Below are 23,795 nucleotides of genomic sequence, written 5' to 3'. Positions count from 1 at the left end.
ACCTGAAATACGCTTTCTGGTGTACCGGAATTTTGAAAAAGATAATCATAAGAAAAACCCACGATATCTATAGAAAACAACTATGAATGCCGTGGGTTTATGTAATGTTTCAATTAGACGAAAAGAAGAAAAAGGAATATACTGGAAACATATGACGGAAGGAAACATACGGGGGAATATGTAAACTTTCAGGATACGGAAAATGTTCGTGTAATGCCGTCGGGAGAAAGGGAAAGATATCATGATATCTGAAGAAAAACGGAGATGGTGTGAAACGATGTTTATATTGGAATCATATGTGGTCAGATAACAGGAGGGCACAGATATGATATATATGGATAATGCGGCAACGACGATGCACAAGCCACAGGAAGTGATTGATGCGGTGGTAAGTGCGATGGGATCGATGGGGAATGCCGGAAGAGGTGCAAGCGAGGCTGCGCTTAGTGCGTCAAGAATCATCTATGATACGAGGGACAGACTTGCAAAATTATTTCATGCAGAAGATGCAAGACAGATTGCTTTTACTGCGAATTCGACAGAAAGTCTGAATATTGCAATAAAAGGCATTCTGGAACCGGGAGATCATGTAATTACGACGGTTTTGGAACATAATTCGGTTCTCAGACCATTGTATGAGATGGAAAAAAGAGGCGTAGAGCTTTCAATCGTGGGATGTGACGAAAAAGGAATGCCGGATCTTGCACAGATGGAACAGGCAGTCAAAGGGAATACGAAGATGATCATCTGTACGAATGGATCGAATCTTACAGGAAATTATATAGATGTATCTGTAATCGGTGATATAGCGCACCGTCATGGCGTATTATTCGCGGTGGATGCATCCCAGACGGCTGGAGTATTTCCGATTGATGTGCAGAAGATGCAGATAGATATTTTATGTTTTACCGGTCATAAGGGGCTTCTTGGGCCACAGGGAACCGGTGGAATCTATGTAAAAGAAGGGGTAAAACTTAAGCCGCTTAAGACCGGTGGAAGCGGAATCCAGACATATAGCAAAGAACATCCGGTGCAGATGCCGACGGCTCTGGAGGCGGGAACTCTGAACGGGCATGGGATTGCAGGGCTGCATGCAGCACTTGGATATCTGGAAAAAGAAGGAATTGACAACATCCGCAAAAAAGAAAATGAACTGATGTGGAGATTCTACAACGGGGTAAAAGATGTCCCGGGCGTTAAGGTCTATGGGGATTACAGTCAGAAAGAACGCTGTGCGATCGTGACGCTGAACATCGGTGATTATGATTCTTCAGAAGTGAGTGATGAGCTTCTTATGGAATATGATATTTCTACCAGGTCGGGAGGGCATTGTGCACCGCTTATGCATGAAGCACTCGGCACGGTAGAGCAGGGGGCAGTGAGATTCAGCTTCTCGCATTACAACACGGAGGAAGAAGTGGATACAGCAATAAGAGCAATCCACGAACTGGCAGAAGAACCATAAAACTGCAGAAAAACCGCTTGAAGATCTGCCGTGTACATGAATAAAGGCGGATCGAAAGGGTATGTCAATAACGGTAATAAAGTGGAATATCTTCTGAAGAATGAGAGGACAGGAGGAATAAAACTTATGAATTTATCAGATTCAAAGAAAAAACTGGCGCTGGCCGGTGTTGTATGTGGTATTGTAGCGGCATGCCTTGCAGCACTTGGAAATCCAGCCAACATGGCATTTTGTATTGCTTGCTTTATCAGAGATACAGCGGGTGCAATGGGAATGCATCAGGCAGAAGTGGTACAGTATGCAAGACCAGAGATTATTGGCCTTGTGCTGGGAGCATTTATCATTTCTATAGCAACAAAAGAATATCGTTCAACAGCAGGATCATCGCCGATGATCAGATTTATACTGGGTGTGATTATTATGATCGGGGCACTTGTATTCCTGGGATGCCCGCTTCGTATGGTAATCCGTATGTCGGCAGGTGACTTGAACGCATGGGTAGCATTTGTCGGATTCATCCTTGGAGTTGGAACGGGAGTATTCGCATTAAAGAATGGATTCAGCCTTGGAAGAGCACATATTACGAACAAGGCAAGCGGAGCAGTCCTTCCGGCAATCGTTGTCGGCATTCTGATCCTTGCAACATGTACTACTCTTTTGAAATCAAGTCAGGCAGGACCTGGAAGTCTGCATGCGCCAATTATTGCTTCGTTAATTGGTGGTCTGGTGTTTGGAGCATTTGCGCAGAAGTCAAGAATGTGCTTTGCTGGAAGTATCAGAGATATTATCCTGATGAAGAACTTCGATTTGATCAGTGTGATTGCCGGATTGTTCGTAGTTATGCTGGTGTTCAATGTGGCTACAGGCCGCTTTGTCCTTGGATTTAACACACCTGGAATTATCGCTCATTCAGAGCATCTGTGGAATATCCTTGGCATGTATACTGTTGGCTTTGCGGCAGTACTTGCAGGAGGATGCCCGCTTCGTCAGCTGATCCTGGCAGGACAGGGATCTTCTGATTCTGCAATGACGGTAGTTGGTATGTTTATCGGAGCTGCTATATGTCATAACTTTGGACTTGCAGCAAGCGGAACAGCACTGAAGCCTGAAACACAGGAAGTATTAGTTGCAGGTGCAGTACCGGCAAATGGAAAGATTGCCTGCATTATTTGTATTGTAATCTGCTTTATCATTGCATTTACGAATAAGAGAGAAGAAGCAAAGTAGAAAACATGTTACTGTTTATGCAACGTGTGAACAATAGCGAAACTTTCTAAAGTGGATATAAAGGCTGCAAAATAAGATTGAAATATGTGTAAATACATAGTATTCTAGGAAAGAAGGAATTAACATGAAAGAAGTAGATGCAAGAGGACTTTCTTGCCCAGAACCGTTGATGCTGGCAGCGGAAGCTTTGAAGGGTGCAACAGGTCCTGTAAAGATTCTTGTTACAGAACCACACCAGAAGATGAATGTTGAAAAATTTGCAAAGGACAAAGGCAAAAAATCAACAGCTGTAGAAAAAGACGGTTACTACGAAGTGGTGATTGAGTAAATATGAGAAAAAAAGTAATGAAACTTGTAGTGACATTCCATACAACATCTGATGCGATGGCGATGGAAAAGGTCTGCAAGGAAAGAGGTGTGCCGGGAAGACTGATTCCCGTGCCGAGAGCAATTTCGGCAGGATGCGGACTTTCATGGTGCGCAGAACTTACAGACAGGGAGCAGATTCTTGATGTGATGAAAGAAGTTGGAATCGAACAGGAAGAAGTTCACGAATGTCTGGTATAATTTGATGAAATATCCGGAGGATAAATACCGGCAGGAAAACTGCCAGGCGGAGATTCTGGATACAAAAAGAACACTGGCAGGACAGCAATGGAAGCTGGATAGCCAGTGTTCTTTTTGTATCGTGCTTTTAAACACCTTCAACAAATGTATCTAATACATGAGGAAGGAGACGGTCACTTCGCTCAGTCAGAGAAAATTTACCTTTGAACAAAGCCCAGTCATAGAGGAGGGCACGTTCATATATTGCGTAAAGGTCCATCAGTTCTTCGGCGGTGCTGGTGTTCTTGAATTCACCAGATTCCAGCCCGTCTTCCATAATCTCGGTCAGCCATTTGAAATAGATTCTCTTCTTATCGGAAAAAGATTTCTTATCTTTTGTGGTCAACTGAGAAGAATATAAATATGCGAGAAGTTTGATATCTACACTGGTCTCGATCATATAAAAAAGTTCATGATTCAAAAATAATAATTTATCATAACATGAAAGATTCGGATCTATCACTGCGGCTAGATCTTCGTATTTCTGGTCAAAAAGATATGACAGGGAATTAAGAAGCCCTTCTTTCCCTTTGAAGTAATGGTAAAAAGTTCCTTTTGATGTTTTTGAAGCATTGATGATATCTTCTACGGTAGTCTGGTCATAGCCGTTCTTATAAAAAAGATTCCATGCAGCCTTAACAATACGGCTTTTGGTTGATCTGCGTTTTCTTGGCATAGGGGGCATTCCTTTCTTCAGAGTGTAAATATATAAAGCAATGAGCTGTAAAATTTACAATCAGTCATTTCCATAAATGTATATTAACAAAAAAGAAGCGGACTACGAGAATCCGCTTCTTTTATCTTATTATATAATGCAATCTAATTCAACCCCGAATATGCATTAGCCTACAAGGAAACCATATTTTAATGGATCTGTAGAATCAATTAAGTAAGTAGCAACACCTGTAAGATATGCACTTCCTGTGATCATTGGGATTACAGCATCGTAATCACCGATCTTAGTTTCTTCTTTGATCACACCTTTGAAGCGTGTTCCCATGAAACTTTCATAAATAAATTCTTCGCCGATTCCGAGTTCGCCCCATGCATGAAGAGTAGCAAGTTTTGCGCTTGTTCCTGTTCCGCAAGGTGAACGGTCAGCCTGAGCATCTCCGAATACAACGACGTTTCTCATTGTAGCCTGATCCGGATTTGGTGTTGGTCCGTAGAACTCAACCAGGTCAACTTCTGTGATGTCCAGAGTTGGGTGCTGGATCTTAACCTCAGCGTTGATCTTATCACGCATCTTCATTCCCAGTTCTGTATAAGTAGGAACTGTTTTAGCGTTGATCTCTCCGATATCCAGTTTTGTAGTATCAACCAGTGCGAAGAAACTTCCGCCGAATGAGATTGTATAAGGAATATCTACACCATCTACATTTACAGTTAAGTTGTCTTTGTAAACAAATGCAGGAACGTTTGTAAGTGTAACACCTGTTACTTTTCCGTTCTCTACATTAGCTGTTGTGCTGATGATTCCTGCAGGAGCATCCAGTACTACATGGTTCTCTCCTTCGTGGCATTCAACCAGACCAGCCTCGAGTGCTACTGTAACAGCTCCGATTGTACAGTGTCCGCACATGTTCAGGTATCCGCCTGTATCCATGAAGATTACCCCAAGATCTGCTTCTTCGTGGATTGGTTCACAAAGGAAAGCACCGAACATATCGTGATGTCCTCTAGGCTCCAGCATTAATGCTGTACGAACATGGTCGTATTTTTCCTCCATCCATTTTTTCTTCTCGATCATGGTGTTACCTTCTGGTTCAGGGAATCCTCCGATGACCATACGGCAAAATTCACCGGCTGTATGGGCGTCAACAACCTGAAGCGCTTCTTCAAACCGGTCGAAGTTAACTTTTGCTTCTAACTTCATAATCCTTACCTCCTTATGATTTCTTATAGAATCTATCTATAAGTTTTTATAAAAACACATTGAAAATCTCTATATTTTCATAGTGCCTTTTTCTATGGGTAGAAAATATAAATATAAAATTAACAGATATTACGACACAAAATTAACAAATAGACTGCATTCTAGTATTCCGTTCAATCTGTTGATTTCATTATGGATGAAATACCTTGAAAAGTCAATGATTTTTTGCTATTATAAAAATAAATAAAAGTGTTGAAAAACCTGGACGAATGTGATATGGTTAATAGGCACCTGGGGGTAGTTGGGTAACTGGTGTGCCTCCTAGTCTTCAAAACTAGTGTAGGGCGTTAAGAGCGTCCTGGGTGGGTTCGATTCCCACATGCCTCCGCCAAAAAATAGATTGATTCTGTTAAAAAAATGGCGAAAAACAATTTATAGAAAAAATCTATATTAAATAATTTGTGAATAAGTAAACGGACTTGCATAGTTTCGTTTTGACTTAGATAAAATAAAATTTAAAAAGGAGAAGTGTGTCATGGGAAATGTACAGATGTTATTACGCCAGCATGTTGGCGCTCCTTGCGCACCATGTGTAGAAGTTGGTGCTGAGGTGAAAAAAGGTACTCTCATCGCTACACCAACAGGCCTGGGAGCTAACATTTTTTCAAGCGTGTATGGAAAAGTAACAGAGATTACAGAAGACCGCATCATCATCGAGCCGGCCGCTGAACAGCCGGATGAATTCATTCCTGTTACCGAATCAGTAGAAGGTATCACAGATGAATCATCAAAACTTGATCTGGTGAAAGCAGCCGGAATCGTAGGAATGGGAGGAGCTGGATTCCCGACAGGAGTAAAACTTAACATTAACTTAGAAGAAACTCCGATGGGTGAGCTTGATCCTGAGATCAACCCAGAGCTTCCAAAAGATTTCAAACTGGATTGTGGATACATCCTTGTAAACGCAGCTGAATGCGAACCGGGACTGGAACACAACACAAAGCAGATTGAAGAGCAGAGTGACAAGTTAATCCGTGGTATTAAATATAGTATGGAAATCACTCATGCAAAGAAAGCAATCATTGCGATTAAGAAAAAACATCACAAAGCAATCAAAGTATTGCAGAAAGCCCTGGAGAATGAACCAGACATCAAGATGCATCTGATGGCTGATATCTATCCAATGGGAGAGGAACGTGCAGTAGTAAGAGAGTGTCTTGGGGTATTACTTACAACTACACAGCTTCCATCAGCAGCAAGATCTGTTGTTATCAACGTAGAAACTGTCTGTAAGATTGCAGAAGCGGTTGATGAAAAGAAACCTTGCATCAGCAAGAATATGACAGTCCGTGGTAAATTAAATGGTGGAAATGAAGCACACGTATTCTTCGACGTACCAGTTGGTGTAAGCGTTGGGGAAATGATTGAAAAAGCTGGCGGAATCGATGGAAAATATGGTGAGATCATCATGGGTGGAGCTTTCACAGGAAAGTCTACTACATTAGATGCACCGACAACCAAGACAACAGGAGCAGTTCTTGTTACAATCGAATTCCCGGATCTTCACGGAGCTACAATGGGAATCCTTGTATGCGCATGTGGAGGAAGCGAAGAACGTATGAGAGAAATCGCTTCTAAGATGAATGCCAAAGTAGTGTCTATGTGCAAGTGCAAACAGGCAATTGAAAATAAACCGGGAGCACCACTTAAGTGCTTAAGACCTGGTAACTGTCCAGGACAGGTTAAGAACAACATGCAGTTCAAGAAAGACAAATGTGAATACATTCTGATCGGCAACTGCTCAGACTGTTCAAATACTGTAATGGCATCTGGACCAAAGATGGGACTGAAGGTATTCCACCAGACAGACCATGTAATGAGAACAGTTGGACATCCACTGTACAGAAGCCTGAAGGTTTCAAAAGAAGTAAGCCAGGATATTGATTTTTAATTAGTATCTGAAGCAAAACAATATTATCAATATTATCGGTATTACTGTTGCGTACAATGAGGTAGGAGACCCCCGATTCTTTTGCCTGTCAGAAGAAACCCGGGGAGGTTCTTCTGAGTATTGAACGTGACTGTATATATATTTTTTAACTACGATATTCTATGAAGAATATGTATCGTAACAAAAACAAGGAGGGAAACAATATGTCAATCACAGCTGAAACAGCAAAAGCACATGCTCATGATCCTGCAGTACTGTGCTGTAGAGCAGAAGCTGGTATCACAATTGAGCCGGCTAATCTCGAAGACCCGGCAATCTTTGATGATCTGGTAGATTCAGGATTATTAAACCTGGACGGATGCCTTACTATTGAAGAAGTACTGGGTGCAAAACTTACAAAAACTTGTGATTCTCTTTGCCCATTAACAAATGATGTTCTGGATGGTGTGAAAGCACCTACAACTCCAGTAGAAGAAAAGGCAGAGGAAGAAGAAGCACCGGCTGCACCAGCAGCACCAGTTGCACCGGCAACAAGCACGATCGCAACTGCAGGTGGAACACTTAAGATCCACATCGGAGAAGGAAAGGATATCAATCTTGAACTTCCTATCGGTGCTCTCGGAGCAACAGGAGAAGCAGTAGCAGAAGTACCTGCAGCAGCAGTAGCAGCTACAGCAACAGCAGAAGCACCTGTTGAAGAAGAAAAAGTAGTAGGAACATTAACAAGAAGACACATTAAGATCACAGAGGTTAAGAGAGGACCAGAGACAAAGATCGAAGGAACAACTCTTTACATCCGTGAGGGAATTGAAGCAGATGTAATTGCTGATCAGGAACTGGTTAAAGATTTCCATCTTGAAATCATCACTCCTGACAAATATCACACATACTCAGAGACAATCATGGATGTTCAGCCAATCGCTACAAAAGAAGGCGATGCAATCCTTGGTGAAGGTGCAACAAGAGTACTTGACGGCGTTGTTATGATGCTGACAGGAACAGATGAAGGCGGAGTTCAGATCGGTGAATTCGGTTCTTCAGAAGGATATCTTGACGAGAACATCATGTGGGGACGTCCTGGATGCCCGGATAAGGGAGAAATCTTTATCAAAGGTAACATCGTAGTTCAGGAAAAGACAAACATGGAACGTCGTGGACCTATGGCTGCACATACAGCATTTGATATCATTACTCAGGAAATCCGTGAAGTGATGAAAGAACTGGATGATAGCTTCATCGCTGAGGAGCAGGTACTGAAATCTGTTCGTCGTCCAGGAAAGAAAAAAGTCGTAATCGTTAAAGAGATCATGGGACAGGGAGCTATGCATGATAACTTCATCCTTCCTGTAGAACCAGTTGGTATCCTTGGCGCAAGAGCTAACGTAGACTTAGGAAACGTACCTGTATGCGTATCTCCACTGGAAGTGCTTGATGGATGTATCCATGCATTAACATGTATCGGACCTGCATCAAAAGAGATGTCAAGACATTACTGGAGAGAGCCACTTGTACTTGAAGCTTTACATGATGAAGAAGTTGACCTTTGCGGAGTTGTATTCGTAGGATCACCTCAGATCAATGCTGAGAAGTACTATGTATCTCGTCGTGTTGGACATACTGTAGAGATGATGGACGTTGACGGAGCTTTCGTTACAACAGAAGGATTCGGAAATAACCACATTGACTTTGCAAGCCACATCGAGCAGATCGGTATGAGAGGAATCCCGGTAGTTGGACTTTCATTCTGTGCTGTTCAGGGTGCACTCGTTGTTGGTAACAAGTACATGCAGTACATGGTTGACAATAACAAATCAGAGTCTGGTATCGAAAACGAAGTACTTGGATGTAATACACTTTGCCAGGAAGAAGGTATCCGTGCCCTCGCTATGCTGAAAGCAGCTATGGCTGGTGAAGAAGTAAAAGCCGCTGAGAAGAAGTGGAATCCAAACGTTAAAGCTACTAACGTTGAGCTGATCGAAGCAGCTTGCGGTAAGAAGATCGAACTCGTAGATAACGAGCAGTCTCTGCCAATGAGCCAGAAACGTAAAGAAAAATACGACTAAGATCAGGTGTTATCATAATGGATAATGAACGTTTACACTATGGCGATAAGATCATTTATATGGAAGGTGTGATCGTAGATGTTGATGACTGTAGTATCAGCATTGACTTAAAAGGGCGTCTGGGGTTCTTTAAAGCTCCAAAGAGAATGTTCATCTGCGATACAGAACCGAAAGTTGGTCAGGAAGTTGGCTGGAACATGAGTTTCCCGGAACAGCTCGGACCGGAGATAAATGAGAAATACGTCAGCAATATTGAAAAAGAACGTCGCAAACAACAAGAAATGCAAGCACGTTTGGATGCTAATAAGGAGGATTAAAAATGAGTTTAACGGTTGTTAAAGGCTTACAGTCTGAAATATTCGTTCCTATTACTCCACCGTCAGTATGGACTCCTGTAACAAAAGAGCTGAAAGATATGTCTGTCGCTCTTGCAACAGCAGCAGGTGTTCACAAGAAGAGCCAGGAGAGATTCAACCTTGCTGGTGACTTCACATGGAGAAAGATCGAAAATACTACACCATCTAGTGATCTGATGGTATCACACGGTGGATATGATAACAGTGATGTTAACAAAGACATCAACTGTATGTTCCCAATTGACAGAATTCATGAATTAGCAGCAGAAGGATTTATCAGAGCTTGTGCTCCAGTACATGCTGGATTCATGGGTGGTGGTGGAAACCAGGAGAAATTCAAACATGAAACTGGTCCTGCTATCGCTGAAATGTTCAAAAATGAGGATGTTGACGCAGTAATCCTCACCGCTGGCTGAGGTACCTGCCACCGCTCTGCAGTATTGGTGCAGAGAGCGATTGAAGAAGCTGGAATTCCTACAATTATTATTGCAGCTCTTCCACCAGTTGTTCGTCAGACTGGTACTCCTCGTGCGGTAGCTCCGTTGGTACCTATGGGTGCTAATGCGGGTGGTCCTCACAACGTAGAACAGCAGACACAGATCGTAAAGGCAACTCTGGAGCAGTTAGAGAAAATCGAAACTCCAGGAAAGATTGTTCCGTTGCCATTCGAGTATGTTGCTAAGATCTAATTCGATTTGAAAAAATTTAATTGATCTTAAGAAGGGCAGATGTATCTTGCATCTGCCCTTTTTGAAAAAAGAATCAGACAGTATATTGGAATTTCTTGCAGTATATTGTATACTAGAGATATGGATAGGACATTATGTCCGTAAATTTTTAGGAGGTGACATGATGGCTGATAAAGAGATAGATTTAAGACGCCTTGTGATTAAAGCATTTCATATGACAGATGTGGAATGGGGTGAGCACAATAATATCACAACGGATGGCCATATGACGGTCAGTAAAGAGATGATCGATCAGCTTGTTGCACAGGATGATTGTATTGAGAAGATTGATATTCAGATTATAAAACCGGGAGACCATGACAGATGGACGAACACGATTATGGATATCATTCCAATCTCGACAAAAGTACTTGGTAAATTGGGAGAAGGAATTACTCATACCATAACCGGTGTATATGTAATGCTGACAGGCGTTGATGTTAACGGAAAGCAGTGTCACGAATTTGGTTCGTCAGAAGGTAATCTGAAGGAACAGCTGTACTTGAACCGTGCAGGAACACCAGGAGATGATGACTATATTATTTCTTTTGATGTTACATTTGCTGTTGGAATGGGGCAGGAAAGACATGGACCATTTACAGCACACAAACTTTGCGATGAATTTATTCAGACTTATAGAGAAAAGCTGAAGAAGTTCAAAGGCGATAAGTGCACAGAACGTCATGAATATCATGACAAAGTAAGACCTGGAAAGAAAAAGGTTGTAATTATCCGTCAGGTTGCAGGACAGGGAGCTATGTATGATACATGGATGTTCCCGGATGAACCATCAGGGGTTGAAGGCGGACGTTCGATTATCGATATGGGCAATATGCCGGTTATGATTACTCCGAATGAGTACAGAGACGGCATGATCCGCTCAATGCAGTAACTATAGGAGGTGCAGAAGTTATGGGAATTGGACCATCAACAAAAGAAACATCATTACATCATTTCAGAGATCCACTTCTGGAAGTAGTGGCAGAAGATACAGATCTGGACCTTCTTGGACTTATCATAGTCGGAACGCCGGATGATAATAAGGATAAAATGCTCGTGGGAACGAGAGCAGCAGCAATGGCAGAGTGTATGCGTGCAGACGGAGTGATCATATCATCAGATGGATGGGGAAATAGTGATGTAGATTACACGAATACATGTGAACAGCTTGGAATCAGAGGAATCCCGGTAACGGGTCTTAATTTCAGCGGTACAGTTGCCAAATTTGTTGTAGAAAATGATTATCTGGACGGAATTGTAGATATCAATAAGAGTGTGGATGGCACAGAAACTGACGTTGTCGGAGAAAATAATATGGTAAGAGTGGACTGTCTGAAAGCAAAGGCGCTTCTGAAACTTAAGATGCGTCATAAAGATGAGCAGGAAGGACGTTAAAAGACAAGTCTGTTCGAAGATTTTGCCGGTTTACATAAGAATCTAGGATAAGGAAAGAGAAGACTTTCATATTCAATAATGAAGAATGAAAATCTTCTCTTTCTTATTTATCAAAAGCTGGGTCGATAGGGGAATAAGTGATTTCTGGGTGTTGTTCTAACATCCATTGCTTAAAACTGATGGCATCTCCCTTGATAAAAGAATCTTTGTCGATCATGACCCCTTCGATTTGATCTTTAGAAGTTAATTTATAATAACTTTTGGCTTCTTCAAATTTTGTAAGATCCTCCCAATTGACATGATTATTGATTTTGTTGTTGATGTAGAGTGCAATATCTTTTTCGCGGATCATTACTTTACAAGTCCAGTCTTTGTCGTTGAAGTACTGAGACCGTGTTACCCGGAATGTTTTGTCGGCATGCATCCACTTGAAAAATACTCCACGATAAATGGAAATAAATGAAAGCGTTGCGCCGACGGATTGCCACCGGAGAGAAGCGCCTACATGGTGAAAATAAATCCAGCCGAAAGTACCGGCTACAAAAATAACACAATAGATATAGAAAATAGGAACTCTCCAGAACTTAGGGGCAGCCCATTTGTCATAACGTTTGCGTGTCATTACATATTCATTGATGAACATAGAATAATCTCCATAATAGAATCTGTTTTTGTTGTAATATTGGTTTAATACAGAGAGGCTGCCGGTGGCAGATTCTCTTGCATACATTGGTATAAAAATGGCAGTCTGGATAGACTGCCATTAATTGACTGCTTGTTTTATATAATTTTATAATTATGCAGCGCTAGCTTTTTTTTCTTTCTTTGCAGCACTAAGTAATGTGTAAGAAGTCCAAACAAGTACGATGCAGATTAAGTTGATGAGCCAGAACATTGGAAGTCCTGTAACCAGTTTCCATGCAATGAATACACCGATACATCCACCGATTGCGTTTCCGATAGTATGTGAAACGTCATATCTGTGTGATTTGATAAATTCGATAGAGCATGCAGGCATAAGACATGCGCAAGATCCCATGAATACTGGGAAACATGTGGCTGCGTCAACACCAAGAAGAAGACAAGTAGCCATACATGGAGCGTACAGACCAAAACCAATATCCATTAAAGCTCCCCATAAAATATTAAGAGCTGCAGCGACAATTAATTTCCATCCTGTTAATCCTACGGCTGTACCAACCAGACCAAACGGTCCAACACCAAGGTTTTTGCATAACATAACGGCTGCGAGTGGAAGCATTGCGCATCCAAGAGCGATTCTGATCTTGTTACGTGGCCATTTTGTTACGATAGATGCAAATCCGAATGAACCAACAGCTGCACAGATGTACATTACCCAAAGGAAAAGAGGATCACATTCTACAGAAGTTGTAAAAATGAAAGCCTCGAAAATAACTGGGAATGTGTCACCGATATTCAGTGTACCTGGAATATTGATGTCATCAATCTGATTGAAAAGTTTATACATGAATGTTGATGGTGCATAAGAACCACATCCTAAAGTGTCAAGGAAGTTGGCTACAATACCGACAGTAAAGGCGGAAGCCCACTGTTTACCTGTAGTACTTTTGAGTTCGTCCATACGGTTCTTGCCTAAGTCGACAACGAGACCGATACCTGTTCCAGCAAACAAAACACCTAATAAAATTTGGATTGCTAATAACATAAATTCATCCCTCCAGATTTTCATATTAAATTGTAGACAAGCGATACAAGTGAATGTTGTGTGCAAATACTATAATTGATAAAGTTCTGCACGATTGAAAAAGAAATCCTTTACACCCCGATTTGTAAATAATTTCTATAAATTCACGCGTTGCTTTGTATTAATATTTTATCAACTATATCGTTAAAAGTCAATCAAACAAAGGAATTTATAGATAGAAACAATAAGAAAAAGCACGACATCTGAACATGTCGTGCTCTTTCTTATTGGTATGTCATTGAGAGGTTTTTCCTCGTTGCATTGCAGTTTTGTTTATATACAAAGCTGGGGAATGCTCCTCTTTTTCAGAGGATGTATATATCAATTGGAGTTCACCCTCGCAAGGTCATTCTTGGGGGAAACGACCGGCCCGGGTATAACTGCAATTACAACCATAATAATGGTTACCGACAGAAACTGCCGGTGACAGTTCCGTACGGATAAACTAACTTAAAAATAGATTCCTGAAGATGTCGATTTTAAAATAGCAGCTCCCGAATATAATTACTCTGTCAAGGAACCGCCGTTGGTTGTTTGTGTCTAACTATCTTTAAGTTGTTATTAATATATCACGTTAATCCGATGATGTCAATAAGGAAGAAAAAAATTGGAAATTACTACAATAAAAATGATCAAAGAAAATAGTTGTTTCGTGCAATTTTTATGATGACAGGAGAGGGAATATTGTAAAAATACAAAAACTGCAATATAAAATAAAGAAAAATATTAGATTTTACGTAATAAAGGCGTTGCTTCTATAAAAAAGCAGCGCCTTTTGTAAGCTTAATCGTCCAATAGAAAATCTTTTGCGTATTCCAGAAATGTTTTCGAAGCCGGTGACAGGTTTTCGAGGGAAGAATAAGCAAGGCCGAGTTGTCTGGTTATGGCAGGCTTTAACGGTCGTTTTACAAATTTTCCCTGTTGTCCACGAAGAAGGAGTCCTGGAAGGAGGGAATAACCTAATTCGTGTTCGACCATGGAAAGAGATGAAAATTCGTTCCTTGTAACGTAGCGTATGTCCGGATGGATTTTGTATTTTTTCAAAACTCTGTGAACGTCACTTCCTGGTGTGTATTCTGTGATTATGAAAGGAGCACCCTCGAGCGCCTCGATGGGAATGAACTCTTCTTTGGCGAGGGGATCATTTTCGGGAACAACAACATACATCGGGTCATCCATGACAGGAAGAAACTGGTAGCTATGATTCTTTTGAAGGCTGATAAAGCCGATATCAACACGACGTTCCTGGATCCAGTCGGCCAGTTCGCCTTCCACGCCTTCGATAACCTGTATGATAATATCGGGGTGTGTTTGCTGGAATTCACGGATAATCTTAGGAATCCAGTGAATAGAACAGCTGAGATAGGTGCCAATGCGTATGGTGCCCTTTTGCGCACCGTTGAGTGCGGCGATTTCCTGATGGATAACTTCGTCAGCATTCAGCAGGGCGCGGATTGCCGGAATAAGTGATTTGGCTTCGTTTGTGAGCTTGATTCCGTGATGATCCTTAATATAAAGAGGAAATCCGACCTTTTTTTCCAGATTTTTCATCGTCTGTGTGATTCCTGATTGCGTGTAGCCAAGCTCTGCGCCTACACGTGTGAAACTGCCATAATCATCTACGGCAAGCATGATTTTCCAACTTTTGATATCCATATATATTTCTCCGTTGTATAAATGTGAATAGTGCGATCAGTATTACGAAAAAATAATGCAGATACAGTCATTGGGTGAGGAAAGATACCTTACGTTAATGTTTGAATGTATCGATAAAATTAGAAATAGTAATACTGATATTAGAATTAGTTTTACTTACAAAATAATAGTAGCGAAAATATATCAGAATTACAAGTGTGTAAAATATCTTTTTGATGTTATTTTTGCTACAATCAATTTGTGACATATATTGCAGGAGTTTTTTGGACAGACTCGGGAATGTGCCTGGAAAACAGGAAAGAATGGAACAATATTGGTTGGAAACGAAGAGAAAGAAATGGGTTTCTTCCTTATATAAAAGAGTACAGAAAAAACAAAAAACACGAAGATAAATTGTACTAGAAAAAAAACAAAAAATAATGAAATAAACACTTGCAAAATATGCTTGTATCGGATATACTAAAACAGCTGTGACATGATAGCGTTGAAGCGAGAGGTTGCTGCCAGAGATTGGCAGGTTTTCCGTGGAGCGAATGTCAAGTTAGGAAACTGGCGACAAGTCACTGTACGAAACTACTATAACGGCCACTGCGATGTGGTAACAACGTGTGAGTTGCTCACGACACACACGGGAGAGTGTACAGTCACCGCTTGTCGTACTCGATTATAAGTACGAAAAGGAGGCGACTTTTTTTATGGCAAGTCAAGTAATGAGAATCACATTGAAAGCGTATGATCATCAGTTAGTAGATGCATCCGCAAAGAAAATCATCGAAACTGTAAAGAAAAACGGATCTAAGGTGAGTGGACCTGTACCACTTCCAACTAAGAAGGAAGTAGTTACAATTTTAAGAGCTGTTCACAAATATAAAGATTCCAGAGAGCAGTTCGAGCAGAGAACTCATAAGAGACTGATCGATATCATTGCACCAACACAGAAAACTGTAGATGCATTATCTAGATTAGAGATGCCAGCTGGTGTAGCTATTGATATCAAAATGAAATAAGAAACAGTAATTCCTATAATTTAGGATGAGCGTCCAGGCGGCGTTCCGCTGTAAATCACAGGAGGTAAAATAAAATGAAGAAAGCTATTTTAGCAACAAAAGTCGGAATGACTCAGATCTTCAACGAAGACGGAACACTTACTCCGGTAACAGTTCTTCAGGCAGGACCTTGTGCTGTAACACAGATCAAAACTGTTGAGAACGATGGATATGAAGCTGTTCAGGTTGGATTCGTTGACAAGAAAGACAAGATCATCAACAAAGACAAAGGTGGAAAGAAAGAAATCGTTCACCGTCACGGTGTAACAAAGGCAGAGCAGGGACACTTTGCTAAAGCCGGTGTTACAGGTAAGAGATATGTAAGAGAATTTAAGTTTGAAAATGCTAGCGAATATGAGTTAGGCCAGGAAATCAAGGCTGATATCTTCGCTGCTGGAGATAAGATTGATGCAACTGCAATCTCTAAAGGAAAAGGATTCCAGGGCGCAATCAAACGTCACAATCAGTCAAGAGGACCTATGGCTCATGGTTCTAAGTATCATCGCCATGCTGGTTCAAACGGTGCTTGTTCAGATCCAAGTAAGGTATTCAAAGGAAAACACATGCCAGGACATATGGGAAGTAAGAAGATTACAGTTCAGAACCTCGTAGTTGTACGTGTTGACGCTGAGAACAACTTACTTCTGGTTAAAGGTTCAGTACCGGGACCTAAGAAATCTTTAGTAACTATCAAAGAAGCAGTAAAAGCTAACTAAGATTTGGCGAAGGAAGGAGGACACTTAAGATGGCTAACGTATCTGTTTATAATATCGAAGGTAAAGAAGTTGGTAAGATCGACTTAAGCGATGCTGTATTCGGTGTTGAAGTTAATGAACATCTTGTACACATGGCAGTTGTAAGCCAGCTTGCAAATAACCGTCAGGGAACACAGAAAGCAAAAACACGTTCTGAAGTTTCTGGTGGTGGAAGAAAACCATGGAGACAGAAAGGAACCGGTCATGCAAGACAGGGATCTACAAGAGCTCCACAGTGGACAGGCGGCGGAGTTGTATTCGCACCAGTTCCGAGAGATTATTCTTTCAAAATGAATAAGAGAGAGAAGAGAGCAGCTCTTAAATCTGCACTCACATCAAGAGTAGAAGAAAACAAATTCATCGTAATCGATGAAATCAACTTTGAAGAAGCAAAGACAAAGAACTTTGCAAACATTCTTAAGAATTTAGATGTATCTAAAGCATTAGTAGTATTAGAGGATGATAACAAAAACGCAGAGCTTTCTGCAAGAAACATCGCTGATGTTAAGACTGCAAAGACTAATACAATCAATGTGTACGATATCTTAAAATACAACACAGTTATCACAACAAAAGCTGTTGTTGCTAAAATCGAGGAGGTGTACGCATAATGGCAAACGTTCAGTATTATGATGTAATCCTTAAACCTGTAGTAACAGAAAAGAGTATGGAACTTATGGGAGAAAAGAAATACACTTTCTTAGTACACCCAGAAGCAACAAAATCTCAGATTAAAGAAGCTGTTGAAAAAATGTTTACCGGAACAAAAGTTGAAAAAGTAAACACAATGAACAACGATGGAAAGAAGAAAAGAGTTCGTGGAACTTACAACTTCGGAAAAACAGCTAAAACTAAGAAAGCAATCGTAAAACTTACAGAGGATAGCGCTGATATCGAGATCTTCCAGGGATTATAAGATTGCAAAGCATACGGACAGAAACCGTGACAATAAACAATTGAAAGGAGATTTATCATGGGAATTAAAACATACCGCCCATATACGCCTTCCAGAAGACAGATGACTGGTTCTGATTTCTCTGAAATCACAAAGACAACACCAGAAAAATCTCTGTTAGCTCCAAAGAGCAGACAGGCTGGACGTAATAATCAAGGAAAAATCACAGTTAGACACCGCGGAGGCGGAGCTAAGAAAAAATATAGAATTATCGACTTCAAGAGAAGAAAAGACAATATCCACGCAACTGTACTTGGCATCGAATATGATCCAAACAGAACAGCTAATATTGCTCTGATCTGCTATGAAGATGGTGAAAAAGCATATATCATCGCTCCAGAAGGACTTACAGATGGAATGACAATCATGAATGGACCAGAAGCCGAAGTTAAGATCGGTAACTGCCTTCCATTAGCACAGATCCCGGTTGGTACTCAGGTTCACAACATTGAGCTTCATCCTGGAAAAGGTGGACAGATGGTTCGTTCCGCTGGTAACAGTGCTCAGTTAATGGCTAAAGAAGGAAAATATGCTACACTCAGACTTCCATCAGGAGAAATGAGAATGGTACCACTTGAGTGCAGAGCTTCTATCGGAGTTGTAGGAAATGGTGATCACAACCTGATCAACATTGGTAAAGCAGGACGTAAACGTCATATGGGAATCAGACCTACAGTTCGTGGTTCTGTTATGAACCCGAATGACCATCCACACGGTGGTGGTGAAGGTAAGACAGGAATCGGTCGTCCGGGTCCGTGTACACCTTGGGGTAAACCAGCACTTGGTCTTAAGACAAGAAAGAAAAATAAAGCTTCTAACAAGATGATCGTAAGAAGAAGAGATGGTAAAGCAATTAAATAGTTTTCATAAGGAGGTTAGAACCTATGGCACGTTCTATTAAAAAAGGACCATTCGCAGACGCAAGCCTGCTTAAAAAGGTTGATGCTATGAACGAGGCTGGAGACAAGTCTGTAATCAAGACATGGTCCCGTCGTTCTACAATCTTCCCAAGCATGATCGGACACACAATTGCTGTTCATGACGGAAGAAAGCACGTACCTGTATATGTTACTGAAGATATGGTTGGACACAAACTCGGAGAGTTCGTAGCAACCAGAACTTACAGAGGACACGGAAAAGACGAAAAGAAATCCAAAGTTAGATAATTAGATTGTGAAAGGAGGGTTCATCCATGGCTAAAGGACATAGATCCCAAATTAAAAGAGAAAGAAATGCTAACAAAGATACAAGACCTTCTGCTAAGTTATCTTACGCAAGAGTTTCTGTTCAGAAAGCATGCTTCGTATTAGATGCCATCAGAGGTAAGGATGTAACAACAGCACTTGGTATTTTGACATACAATCCAAGATATGCTTCTAGTTTAATAAAGAAATTATTAGAGTCTGCAATTGCAAATGCTGAAAACAATAACGGCATGAATGCTGAGAATCTGTACATTGCAGAGGCTTATGCAAACAAAGGACCAACAATGAAGAGAATCAGACCTAGAGCACAGGGTAGAGCTTACAGAATCGAAAAGAGAATGAGCCACATTACACTCGTGCTTGATGAAAGATAAGGAGGGCAAACATGGGACAGAAAGTTAATCCTCATGGTTTGAGAGTCGGAGTTATCAAAGACTGGGACTCAAGATGGTATGCAGAGAAAGATTTCGCAGACTGCTTAGTTGAAGACCATGAAATCAGAACATATCTTAAGAAGAGATTATACAGTGCTGGTATTTCTAAAATTGAAATCGAGAGAGCATCTGACCGCGTTAAGATTATCGTTTACACAGCAAAACCTGGTGTTGTAATCGGTAAAGGTGGAGCAGAGATCGAGAAAGTAAAAGGTGAATTAGCACAGTTTACAGATAAAAAGTTAATCGTTGACATCAAAGAAATCAAGAGACCGGATAAAGATGCTCAGTTAGTAGCTGAGAACATCGCATTACAGCTCGAGAACCGTATTTCTTTCAGACGTGCTATGAAATCTTGCATGTCAAGAACTATGAAATCTGGAGCACTTGGTGTTAAGACTTCTGTATCAGGACGTCTTGGCGGAGCTGATATGGCTCGTACAGAGTTCTACAGCGAGGGAACAATTCCTCTTCAGACACTGAGAGCAGACATTGACTACGGATTCGCTGAAGCAAACACAACTTACGGAAAAGTTGGTGTTAAGGTTTGGATCTACAAAGGCGAAGTTCTTCCGGAGAAAACAGTTAAGGAAGGAGATAGATAATCATGTTAATGCCAAAAAGAGTAAAACGTCGTAAACAATTCCGTGGTACCATGAAGGGTAAAGCTCTTCGCGGTAACCAGATTACAAATGGTGAATATGGTATCGTTGCAACGGAACCTTGCTGGATCCGTTCTAACCAGATCGAAGCTGCCCGTATCGCTATGACACGTTACATTAAGCGTGGTGGTAAAGTTTGGATTAAGATATTCCCAGATAAACCTGTAACTACGAAACCAGCTGAAACACGTATGGGTTCTGGTAAAGGAACCTTAGAGTACTGGGTAGCTGTTGTTAAACCGGGACGCGTTCTTTTCGAGATCGCTGGTGTACCGGAAGAAGTTGCTAAAGAGGCTCTTCGTCTTGCAACTCACAAGCTGCCATGTAAATGTAAAGTAGTTTCTCGCGCAGACTTAGAAGGCGGTGATAACAGTGAAAATTAATGCATTTGTTGAAGATTTAAAAGCAAAGTCAGCTGCAGAGCTGAACGAAGAATTAGTAGCTGCTAAAAAGGAACTTTTCAATTTAAGATTCCAGAACGCAACAAACCAGTTGGACAATACAAGCAGAATTAAAGAAGTAAGAAGAAATATTGCCAGAATTCAGACAGTAATCACTGAAAAGGCAGCTCAGTAGAAACTGAAAACTCACAAAATGAAAGGAGTTACAGACTGTGGAAAGAAATCTTAGAAAAACCAGAGTTGGTAAGGTTGTCAGCAACAAGATGGACAAAACTATCGTTGTAGCAATCGAAGATCATGTAAAACATCCACTTTACAAGAAGATTGTAAAGAAGACATATAAATTAAAAGCACATGATGAAAACAATGAGTGCAACATTGGCGACAAAGTAAAAGTTATGGAAACAAGACCTCTGTCAAAAGACAAGAGATGGAGACTTGTTGAAGTTATGGAAAAAGTGAAATAGTATAAGGAGGGAAACCTGCATGATACAGCAAGAAAGCAGACTTAAAGTAGCAGACAACACAGGTGCGAAAGAGTTACTGTGTATCCGTGTACTTGGCGGTTCAACAAGAAGATATGCAAGTATCGGTGATGTAATCGTTGCGACTGTTAAAGATGCAACACCAGGCGGCGTTGTTAAAAAAGGTGACGTAGTTAAAGCTGTAGTTGTTCGTACTGTAAATAGTACACGTCGTAAAGATGGATCTTATATCCGTTTCGATGAAAATGCTGCTGTAATTATAAAAGATGATAAGACACCAAGAGGAACCCGTATCTTCGGGCCAGTAGCAAGAGAGCTCCGTGATAAACAGTTCATGAGAATTGTTTCTCTGGCTCCGGAAGTACTTTAAGGAGGTGCGCATAAGATGTCAACATTAAAGATCAAAAAAGGTGATACAGTTAAAGTTATCGCTGGTAAAGATAAAGACAAAGAAGGCAAAGTTATCGCTGTTAACCAGAAGGACGGAAAGGTTACAGTTGAAGGCGTTAACATGCTGACAAAGCACACAAAACCAAGTGTACAGAACCAGGAAGGTGGAATCGTTCGTCAGGAAGGACCAATCGATATCTCTAATGTAATGTATATCCATAAGGGAGAAGCTACAAGAGTTGGTTTCAAGATGGATGGAGACAAAAAAGTACGTTACGCTAAAAAAACTGGCGATATCATTGATTAATTTGAGGAAGGAGGTCCAAAGCTTTGAGTAGACTGAAAGAACAGTACCAGAACGAGATCGTTGATGCAATGATCAAAAAGTTCGGTTATAAAAATATTATGGAAGTACCAAAACTCGATAAAGTTGTTATCAACATGGGTGTTGGTGAAGCAAAAGATAACGCAAAACTTTTAGATGCTGCAATCGCTGACATGGAGAAAATCACAGGTCAGAAGGCTGTAGTTTGTAAAGCTAAAAAGTCCGTTGCTAACTTTAAAATCAGAGAGGGTATGCCAATCGGATGTAAAGTTACATTAAGAGGAGAAAAGATGTATGAGTTCGTTGACCGTCTGGTTAACCTTGCACTCCCTCGTGTACGTGACTTTAGAGGTGTAAATCCTAACGCATTCGACGGAAGAGGTAACTATGCTCTCGGAATTAAAGAGCAGCTGATCTTCCCTGAGATCGAATACGATAAGGTAGATAAGGTAAGAGGTATGGATATCATCTTCGTTACTACTGCTAATACAGATGAAGAGGCACGCGAACTGCTTACTCAGTTCAATATGCCATTTACAAAATAAGGAGGTAAATTATGGCTAAGACAGCAATGAAAGTGAAACAGCAGCGCAAGCAGAAGTTCTCCACAAGAGAATACAATCGTTGCAGAATCTGTGGACGTCCACATGCATATTTGAGAAAATATGGTATCTGCCGTGTTTGCTTCCGTGAGTTAGCATACAAGGGACAGATTCCAGGTGTTAAGAAAGCAAGTTGGTAGGAGGAAAGAACAATGACAATGAGTGATCCAATCGCAGATATGCTTACAAGAATCCGTAATGCAAATACTGCTAAACATGATACTGTAGATGTTCCGGCATCCAAGATGAAGCTTGCTATCGCTAATATCTTGTTAGATGAAGGATATATCGAGAAATACGATGTTGTTGAAGACGGAGTATTCAAAACAATTCACATCACACTGAAATACGGTGCTGATAAGAACGAGAAAGTTATCACAGGCCTTAAGAGAATTTCTAAACCAGGTCTTCGTGTATACGCTTCAAGCGAGAATGTACCTAAGGTATTTGGTGGACTTGGAACAGCAATCATTTCCACAAACCAGGGTGTAATCACTGACAAAGCTGCAAGAAAGCTTGGTATCGGTGGAGAAGTTCTCTGCTATATTTGGTAAGAAACCCGCAAGCAACTTAGTGAAGGTGTGCCTTATGGCACAGCCTGAACTGATTGCAATAAATGAAACTGAAAACAGAAAAGCCATAAGAGCTTTTCCGAGAATCTAAGTTAAGGAGGAATAAGGTATGTCACGTATCGGAAGACATCCAATCGCTATCCCGGCAGGCGTAACTGTTGAGATCGCTGAGAACAATGTAGTGACTGTTAAAGGTCCAAAGGGAACACTTGAAAAAGCACTTCCAACAGAGATGGAAATCAAACAGGAAGGCGAAGAAATCGTTGTAACAAGACCAAATGACTTAAAGAAAATGAAATCTTTACATGGTCTTACAAGAACACTGATCAATAACATGGTTATTGGTGTAACAGAAGGATACCAGAAGGTTCTGGAAGTTAACGGTGTTGGATACAGAGCAGCAAAATCAGGTAACAAATTAACACTGAACCTTGGTTATTCTCATCCAGTCGAGATGGAAGATCCTGAAGGCATTGAGACAGTAGTTGAAGGTCAGAACAAGATCATCGTTAAAGGACTCAGTAAAGAAAAAGTTGGTCAGTTTGCGGCTGAGATCAGAGACAAGAGAAGACCGGAGCCTTACAAAGGTAAAGGTATTAAGTATGCTGATGAAGTTATCAGACGTAAAGTTGGTAAGACTGGTAAAAAATAAGTAAGGAGAGTGTGAAAATGGTTAGCAAAAAATCAAGAAGTGAAGTTCGCGTAAACAAGCACAGAAAATTACGTAACCGTTTATCTGGTACAGCTGAGTGCCCACGTTTAGCGGTATTCAGAAGTAATAATCATATGTATGCTCAAATTATTGACGATACAGTTGGAAATACACTGGTTTCCGCTTCCACTCTTCAGAAAGATGTGAAAGCAAACCTGGAGAAAACTAACAACGTTGATGCAGCAGCATATTTAGGAAAAGT

At 40.8% G+C, this 23,795-nt stretch carries 33 protein-coding genes and 1 tRNA gene; 29 read left to right on the top strand and 5 right to left on the bottom strand.

Annotated features, from left to right (window positions below):
• The first annotated feature begins 325 nt into the window (after window positions 1–325).
• From ACWJAF_RS05865 to ACWJAF_RS05850, 4 genes are all read left to right on the top strand, one after another.
• Window positions 326–1,465 carry an aminotransferase class V-fold PLP-dependent enzyme gene (locus tag ACWJAF_RS05865; RefSeq protein WP_448862799.1) on the top strand — a complete coding sequence of 380 codons (1,140 nt, stop codon included), beginning with the start codon at window positions 326–328 and terminating at the stop codon, window positions 1,463–1,465.
• Window positions 1,466–1,591: 126 nt separating this feature from the next.
• Window positions 1,592–2,692, top strand: a complete 1,101-nt coding sequence (yedE, locus tag ACWJAF_RS05860; RefSeq protein ID WP_448862798.1) for a YedE family putative selenium transporter — start codon at window positions 1,592–1,594, stop codon at window positions 2,690–2,692.
• A gap of 124 nt (window positions 2,693–2,816) precedes the next feature.
• A complete protein-coding gene (locus tag ACWJAF_RS05855) occupies window positions 2,817–3,020 on the top strand; it encodes a sulfurtransferase TusA family protein (RefSeq protein WP_448862796.1) in 204 nt (67 codons plus the stop codon).
• A 2-nt stretch (window positions 3,021–3,022) separates the two neighbouring features.
• Window positions 3,023–3,259: a DUF3343 domain-containing protein gene (locus ACWJAF_RS05850; RefSeq protein ID WP_296030748.1), complete on the top strand. Its 237-nt coding sequence runs from the start codon at window positions 3,023–3,025 to the stop codon at window positions 3,257–3,259.
• A gap of 127 nt (window positions 3,260–3,386) precedes the next feature.
• Here the strand turns inward: ACWJAF_RS05850 and ACWJAF_RS05845 are convergent, their stop codons facing one another.
• Together ACWJAF_RS05845 and ACWJAF_RS05840 are read right to left on the bottom strand one after the other, a co-directional pair.
• A complete protein-coding gene (locus tag ACWJAF_RS05845; RefSeq protein WP_448862794.1) occupies window positions 3,387–3,974 on the bottom strand; it encodes a TetR/AcrR family transcriptional regulator in 588 nt (195 codons plus the stop codon).
• 165 nt (window positions 3,975–4,139) lie between these two features.
• The gene (locus ACWJAF_RS05840; RefSeq protein WP_296030753.1) at window positions 4,140–5,174 is read right to left on the bottom strand and encodes a proline racemase family protein; all 1,035 of its coding nucleotides are present in this window, start codon (window positions 5,172–5,174) and stop codon (window positions 4,140–4,142) included.
• Between the two features lie 293 nt (window positions 5,175–5,467).
• Here ACWJAF_RS05840 and ACWJAF_RS05835 point away from each other — a divergent pair.
• From ACWJAF_RS05835 to ACWJAF_RS05805, 7 genes are all read left to right on the top strand, one after another.
• Window positions 5,468–5,565: transfer RNA gene (locus ACWJAF_RS05835), tRNA-Sec, on the top strand.
• A gap of 144 nt (window positions 5,566–5,709) precedes the next feature.
• The gene (gene prdC, locus ACWJAF_RS05830; protein ID WP_448862792.1) at window positions 5,710–7,125 is read left to right on the top strand and encodes a proline reductase-associated electron transfer protein PrdC; all 1,416 of its coding nucleotides are present in this window, start codon (window positions 5,710–5,712) and stop codon (window positions 7,123–7,125) included.
• Window positions 7,126–7,328: 203 nt separating this feature from the next.
• Window positions 7,329–9,188 (top strand): D-proline reductase (dithiol) proprotein PrdA, encoded by a 1,860-nt coding sequence (prdA, locus tag ACWJAF_RS05825; protein WP_448862790.1) that lies wholly within the window; start codon window positions 7,329–7,331, stop codon window positions 9,186–9,188.
• Window positions 9,189–9,205: 17 nt separating this feature from the next.
• Window positions 9,206–9,505, top strand: a complete 300-nt coding sequence (locus ACWJAF_RS05820; RefSeq protein WP_296030758.1) for a CBO2463/CBO2479 domain-containing protein — start codon at window positions 9,206–9,208, stop codon at window positions 9,503–9,505.
• A 2-nt stretch (window positions 9,506–9,507) separates the two neighbouring features.
• Window positions 9,508–10,233 carry a D-proline reductase (dithiol) protein PrdB gene (prdB, locus tag ACWJAF_RS05815; protein ID WP_296030760.1) on the top strand — a complete coding sequence of 242 codons (726 nt, stop codon included), beginning with the start codon at window positions 9,508–9,510 and terminating at the stop codon, window positions 10,231–10,233.
• A gap of 163 nt (window positions 10,234–10,396) precedes the next feature.
• Complete coding sequence (gene prdD / locus ACWJAF_RS05810; protein ID WP_448862892.1) at window positions 10,397–11,164, top strand: proline reductase cluster protein PrdD; 768 nt, start codon at window positions 10,397–10,399, stop codon at window positions 11,162–11,164.
• A 20-nt stretch (window positions 11,165–11,184) separates the two neighbouring features.
• The gene (locus tag ACWJAF_RS05805) at window positions 11,185–11,667 is read left to right on the top strand and encodes a glycine/sarcosine/betaine reductase component B subunit (protein ID WP_055194576.1); all 483 of its coding nucleotides are present in this window, start codon (window positions 11,185–11,187) and stop codon (window positions 11,665–11,667) included.
• A gap of 103 nt (window positions 11,668–11,770) precedes the next feature.
• Here ACWJAF_RS05805 and ACWJAF_RS05800 read toward each other — a convergent pair whose 3' ends face one another.
• The 3 genes from ACWJAF_RS05800 to ACWJAF_RS05790 form a co-directional block, all read right to left on the bottom strand.
• The gene (locus tag ACWJAF_RS05800; RefSeq protein ID WP_448862788.1) at window positions 11,771–12,397 is read right to left on the bottom strand and encodes a YcxB family protein; all 627 of its coding nucleotides are present in this window, start codon (window positions 12,395–12,397) and stop codon (window positions 11,771–11,773) included.
• Window positions 12,398–12,463: 66 nt separating this feature from the next.
• Window positions 12,464–13,354: a permease gene (locus ACWJAF_RS05795; RefSeq protein ID WP_448862786.1), complete on the bottom strand. Its 891-nt coding sequence runs from the start codon at window positions 13,352–13,354 to the stop codon at window positions 12,464–12,466.
• A gap of 822 nt (window positions 13,355–14,176) precedes the next feature.
• Entirely contained in the window at window positions 14,177–15,049 is an 873-nt protein-coding gene (locus tag ACWJAF_RS05790) for a LysR family transcriptional regulator (RefSeq protein ID WP_296030796.1), read from the bottom strand.
• Window positions 15,050–15,744: 695 nt separating this feature from the next.
• On the opposite strand from ACWJAF_RS05790, the gene rpsJ reads away from it, so the two are divergent.
• From rpsJ to ACWJAF_RS05700, 18 genes are all read left to right on the top strand, one after another.
• On the top strand, window positions 15,745–16,056 hold the full coding sequence (gene rpsJ, locus ACWJAF_RS05785; protein WP_006427379.1) for a 30S ribosomal protein S10: 312 nt from the start codon (window positions 15,745–15,747) through the stop codon (window positions 16,054–16,056).
• A 74-nt stretch (window positions 16,057–16,130) separates the two neighbouring features.
• The gene (rplC, locus tag ACWJAF_RS05780; RefSeq protein WP_006427382.1) at window positions 16,131–16,811 is read left to right on the top strand and encodes a 50S ribosomal protein L3; all 681 of its coding nucleotides are present in this window, start codon (window positions 16,131–16,133) and stop codon (window positions 16,809–16,811) included.
• Window positions 16,812–16,840: 29 nt separating this feature from the next.
• The gene (rplD, locus tag ACWJAF_RS05775) at window positions 16,841–17,461 is read left to right on the top strand and encodes a 50S ribosomal protein L4 (RefSeq protein ID WP_006427384.1); all 621 of its coding nucleotides are present in this window, start codon (window positions 16,841–16,843) and stop codon (window positions 17,459–17,461) included.
• Window positions 17,461–17,766 carry a 50S ribosomal protein L23 gene (gene rplW / locus ACWJAF_RS05770; protein ID WP_006427386.1) on the top strand — a complete coding sequence of 102 codons (306 nt, stop codon included), beginning with the start codon at window positions 17,461–17,463 and terminating at the stop codon, window positions 17,764–17,766. Before rplD ends, rplW begins: the two co-directional genes overlap by 1 nt.
• Window positions 17,767–17,823: 57 nt before the next feature.
• Window positions 17,824–18,666 carry a 50S ribosomal protein L2 gene (gene rplB, locus ACWJAF_RS05765; protein WP_028088458.1) on the top strand — a complete coding sequence of 281 codons (843 nt, stop codon included), beginning with the start codon at window positions 17,824–17,826 and terminating at the stop codon, window positions 18,664–18,666.
• Window positions 18,667–18,689: 23 nt separating this feature from the next.
• A complete protein-coding gene (gene rpsS / locus ACWJAF_RS05760) occupies window positions 18,690–18,971 on the top strand; it encodes a 30S ribosomal protein S19 (protein WP_006427388.1) in 282 nt (93 codons plus the stop codon).
• A gap of 26 nt (window positions 18,972–18,997) precedes the next feature.
• Complete coding sequence (gene rplV, locus ACWJAF_RS05755) at window positions 18,998–19,384, top strand: 50S ribosomal protein L22 (RefSeq protein WP_004607294.1); 387 nt, start codon at window positions 18,998–19,000, stop codon at window positions 19,382–19,384.
• 11 nt (window positions 19,385–19,395) lie between these two features.
• Complete coding sequence (gene rpsC / locus ACWJAF_RS05750) at window positions 19,396–20,049, top strand: 30S ribosomal protein S3 (protein WP_006427389.1); 654 nt, start codon at window positions 19,396–19,398, stop codon at window positions 20,047–20,049.
• A gap of 2 nt (window positions 20,050–20,051) precedes the next feature.
• On the top strand, window positions 20,052–20,489 hold the full coding sequence (rplP, locus tag ACWJAF_RS05745) for a 50S ribosomal protein L16 (protein ID WP_006427390.1): 438 nt from the start codon (window positions 20,052–20,054) through the stop codon (window positions 20,487–20,489).
• Complete coding sequence (rpmC, locus tag ACWJAF_RS05740; RefSeq protein WP_028088456.1) at window positions 20,479–20,682, top strand: 50S ribosomal protein L29; 204 nt, start codon at window positions 20,479–20,481, stop codon at window positions 20,680–20,682. Before rplP ends, rpmC begins: the two co-directional genes overlap by 11 nt.
• A gap of 37 nt (window positions 20,683–20,719) precedes the next feature.
• A complete protein-coding gene (gene rpsQ, locus ACWJAF_RS05735; protein WP_022416483.1) occupies window positions 20,720–20,974 on the top strand; it encodes a 30S ribosomal protein S17 in 255 nt (84 codons plus the stop codon).
• A 19-nt stretch (window positions 20,975–20,993) separates the two neighbouring features.
• A complete protein-coding gene (rplN, locus tag ACWJAF_RS05730) occupies window positions 20,994–21,362 on the top strand; it encodes a 50S ribosomal protein L14 (protein WP_006427393.1) in 369 nt (122 codons plus the stop codon).
• Between the two features lie 15 nt (window positions 21,363–21,377).
• Window positions 21,378–21,689 (top strand): 50S ribosomal protein L24, encoded by a 312-nt coding sequence (rplX, locus tag ACWJAF_RS05725; protein WP_296030817.1) that lies wholly within the window; start codon window positions 21,378–21,380, stop codon window positions 21,687–21,689.
• A gap of 23 nt (window positions 21,690–21,712) precedes the next feature.
• Window positions 21,713–22,252 carry a 50S ribosomal protein L5 gene (gene rplE, locus ACWJAF_RS05720; RefSeq protein ID WP_028088455.1) on the top strand — a complete coding sequence of 180 codons (540 nt, stop codon included), beginning with the start codon at window positions 21,713–21,715 and terminating at the stop codon, window positions 22,250–22,252.
• Between the two features lie 11 nt (window positions 22,253–22,263).
• Entirely contained in the window at window positions 22,264–22,449 is a 186-nt protein-coding gene (locus ACWJAF_RS05715) for a type Z 30S ribosomal protein S14 (RefSeq protein WP_006427396.1), read from the top strand.
• Between the two features lie 12 nt (window positions 22,450–22,461).
• On the top strand, window positions 22,462–22,863 hold the full coding sequence (gene rpsH, locus ACWJAF_RS05710) for a 30S ribosomal protein S8 (protein ID WP_055283723.1): 402 nt from the start codon (window positions 22,462–22,464) through the stop codon (window positions 22,861–22,863).
• 127 nt (window positions 22,864–22,990) lie between these two features.
• On the top strand, window positions 22,991–23,533 hold the full coding sequence (gene rplF, locus ACWJAF_RS05705) for a 50S ribosomal protein L6 (protein WP_028088453.1): 543 nt from the start codon (window positions 22,991–22,993) through the stop codon (window positions 23,531–23,533).
• A 17-nt stretch (window positions 23,534–23,550) separates the two neighbouring features.
• The coding region (locus tag ACWJAF_RS05700; protein ID WP_448862779.1) for a 50S ribosomal protein L18 at window positions 23,551–23,795 on the top strand (245 nt) is incomplete at its 3' end.

It is taken from the genome of Dorea sp. (assembly GCF_977044405.1).
The sequence above is the reverse complement of the archived record's forward strand: the minus strand, read 5'-3'. Positions and strand labels throughout refer to the sequence as shown.

Coding starts and splice junctions, on each gene's coding strand:
- ACWJAF_RS05715 (WP_006427396.1), top strand. CDS start 22,264: ATGGCTAAGACAGCAATGAAAGTGAAACAGCAGCGCAAGCAGAAGTTC.
- ACWJAF_RS05795 (WP_448862786.1), bottom strand. CDS start 13,354: ATGTTATTAGCAATCCAAATTTTATTAGGTGTTTTGTTTGCTGGAACA.
- rplB (WP_028088458.1), top strand. CDS start 17,824: ATGGGAATTAAAACATACCGCCCATATACGCCTTCCAGAAGACAGATG.
- ACWJAF_RS05790 (WP_296030796.1), bottom strand. CDS start 15,049: ATGGATATCAAAAGTTGGAAAATCATGCTTGCCGTAGATGATTATGGC.
- ACWJAF_RS05865 (WP_448862799.1), top strand. CDS start 326: ATGATATATATGGATAATGCGGCAACGACGATGCACAAGCCACAGGAA.
- rplN (WP_006427393.1), top strand. CDS start 20,994: ATGATACAGCAAGAAAGCAGACTTAAAGTAGCAGACAACACAGGTGCG.
- ACWJAF_RS05805 (WP_055194576.1), top strand. CDS start 11,185: ATGGGAATTGGACCATCAACAAAAGAAACATCATTACATCATTTCAGA.
- rplF (WP_028088453.1), top strand. CDS start 22,991: ATGTCACGTATCGGAAGACATCCAATCGCTATCCCGGCAGGCGTAACT.
- prdD (WP_448862892.1), top strand. CDS start 10,397: ATGGCTGATAAAGAGATAGATTTAAGACGCCTTGTGATTAAAGCATTT.
- rplX (WP_296030817.1), top strand. CDS start 21,378: ATGTCAACATTAAAGATCAAAAAAGGTGATACAGTTAAAGTTATCGCT.
- rplW (WP_006427386.1), top strand. CDS start 17,461: ATGGCAAACGTTCAGTATTATGATGTAATCCTTAAACCTGTAGTAACA.
- rpsC (WP_006427389.1), top strand. CDS start 19,396: ATGGGACAGAAAGTTAATCCTCATGGTTTGAGAGTCGGAGTTATCAAA.
- rpsS (WP_006427388.1), top strand. CDS start 18,690: ATGGCACGTTCTATTAAAAAAGGACCATTCGCAGACGCAAGCCTGCTT.
- ACWJAF_RS05845 (WP_448862794.1), bottom strand. CDS start 3,974: ATGCCAAGAAAACGCAGATCAACCAAAAGCCGTATTGTTAAGGCTGCA.
- rplD (WP_006427384.1), top strand. CDS start 16,841: ATGGCTAACGTATCTGTTTATAATATCGAAGGTAAAGAAGTTGGTAAG.
- rpsJ (WP_006427379.1), top strand. CDS start 15,745: ATGGCAAGTCAAGTAATGAGAATCACATTGAAAGCGTATGATCATCAG.
- ACWJAF_RS05850 (WP_296030748.1), top strand. CDS start 3,023: ATGAGAAAAAAAGTAATGAAACTTGTAGTGACATTCCATACAACATCT.
- yedE (WP_448862798.1), top strand. CDS start 1,592: ATGAATTTATCAGATTCAAAGAAAAAACTGGCGCTGGCCGGTGTTGTA.
- rplP (WP_006427390.1), top strand. CDS start 20,052: ATGTTAATGCCAAAAAGAGTAAAACGTCGTAAACAATTCCGTGGTACC.
- prdA (WP_448862790.1), top strand. CDS start 7,329: ATGTCAATCACAGCTGAAACAGCAAAAGCACATGCTCATGATCCTGCA.
- rplC (WP_006427382.1), top strand. CDS start 16,131: ATGAAGAAAGCTATTTTAGCAACAAAAGTCGGAATGACTCAGATCTTC.
- rpsH (WP_055283723.1), top strand. CDS start 22,462: ATGACAATGAGTGATCCAATCGCAGATATGCTTACAAGAATCCGTAAT.
- prdC (WP_448862792.1), top strand. CDS start 5,710: ATGGGAAATGTACAGATGTTATTACGCCAGCATGTTGGCGCTCCTTGC.
- ACWJAF_RS05855 (WP_448862796.1), top strand. CDS start 2,817: ATGAAAGAAGTAGATGCAAGAGGACTTTCTTGCCCAGAACCGTTGATG.
- ACWJAF_RS05840 (WP_296030753.1), bottom strand. CDS start 5,174: ATGAAGTTAGAAGCAAAAGTTAACTTCGACCGGTTTGAAGAAGCGCTT.
- ACWJAF_RS05820 (WP_296030758.1), top strand. CDS start 9,206: ATGGATAATGAACGTTTACACTATGGCGATAAGATCATTTATATGGAA.
- ACWJAF_RS05800 (WP_448862788.1), bottom strand. CDS start 12,397: ATGTATGCAAGAGAATCTGCCACCGGCAGCCTCTCTGTATTAAACCAA.
- rplV (WP_004607294.1), top strand. CDS start 18,998: ATGGCTAAAGGACATAGATCCCAAATTAAAAGAGAAAGAAATGCTAAC.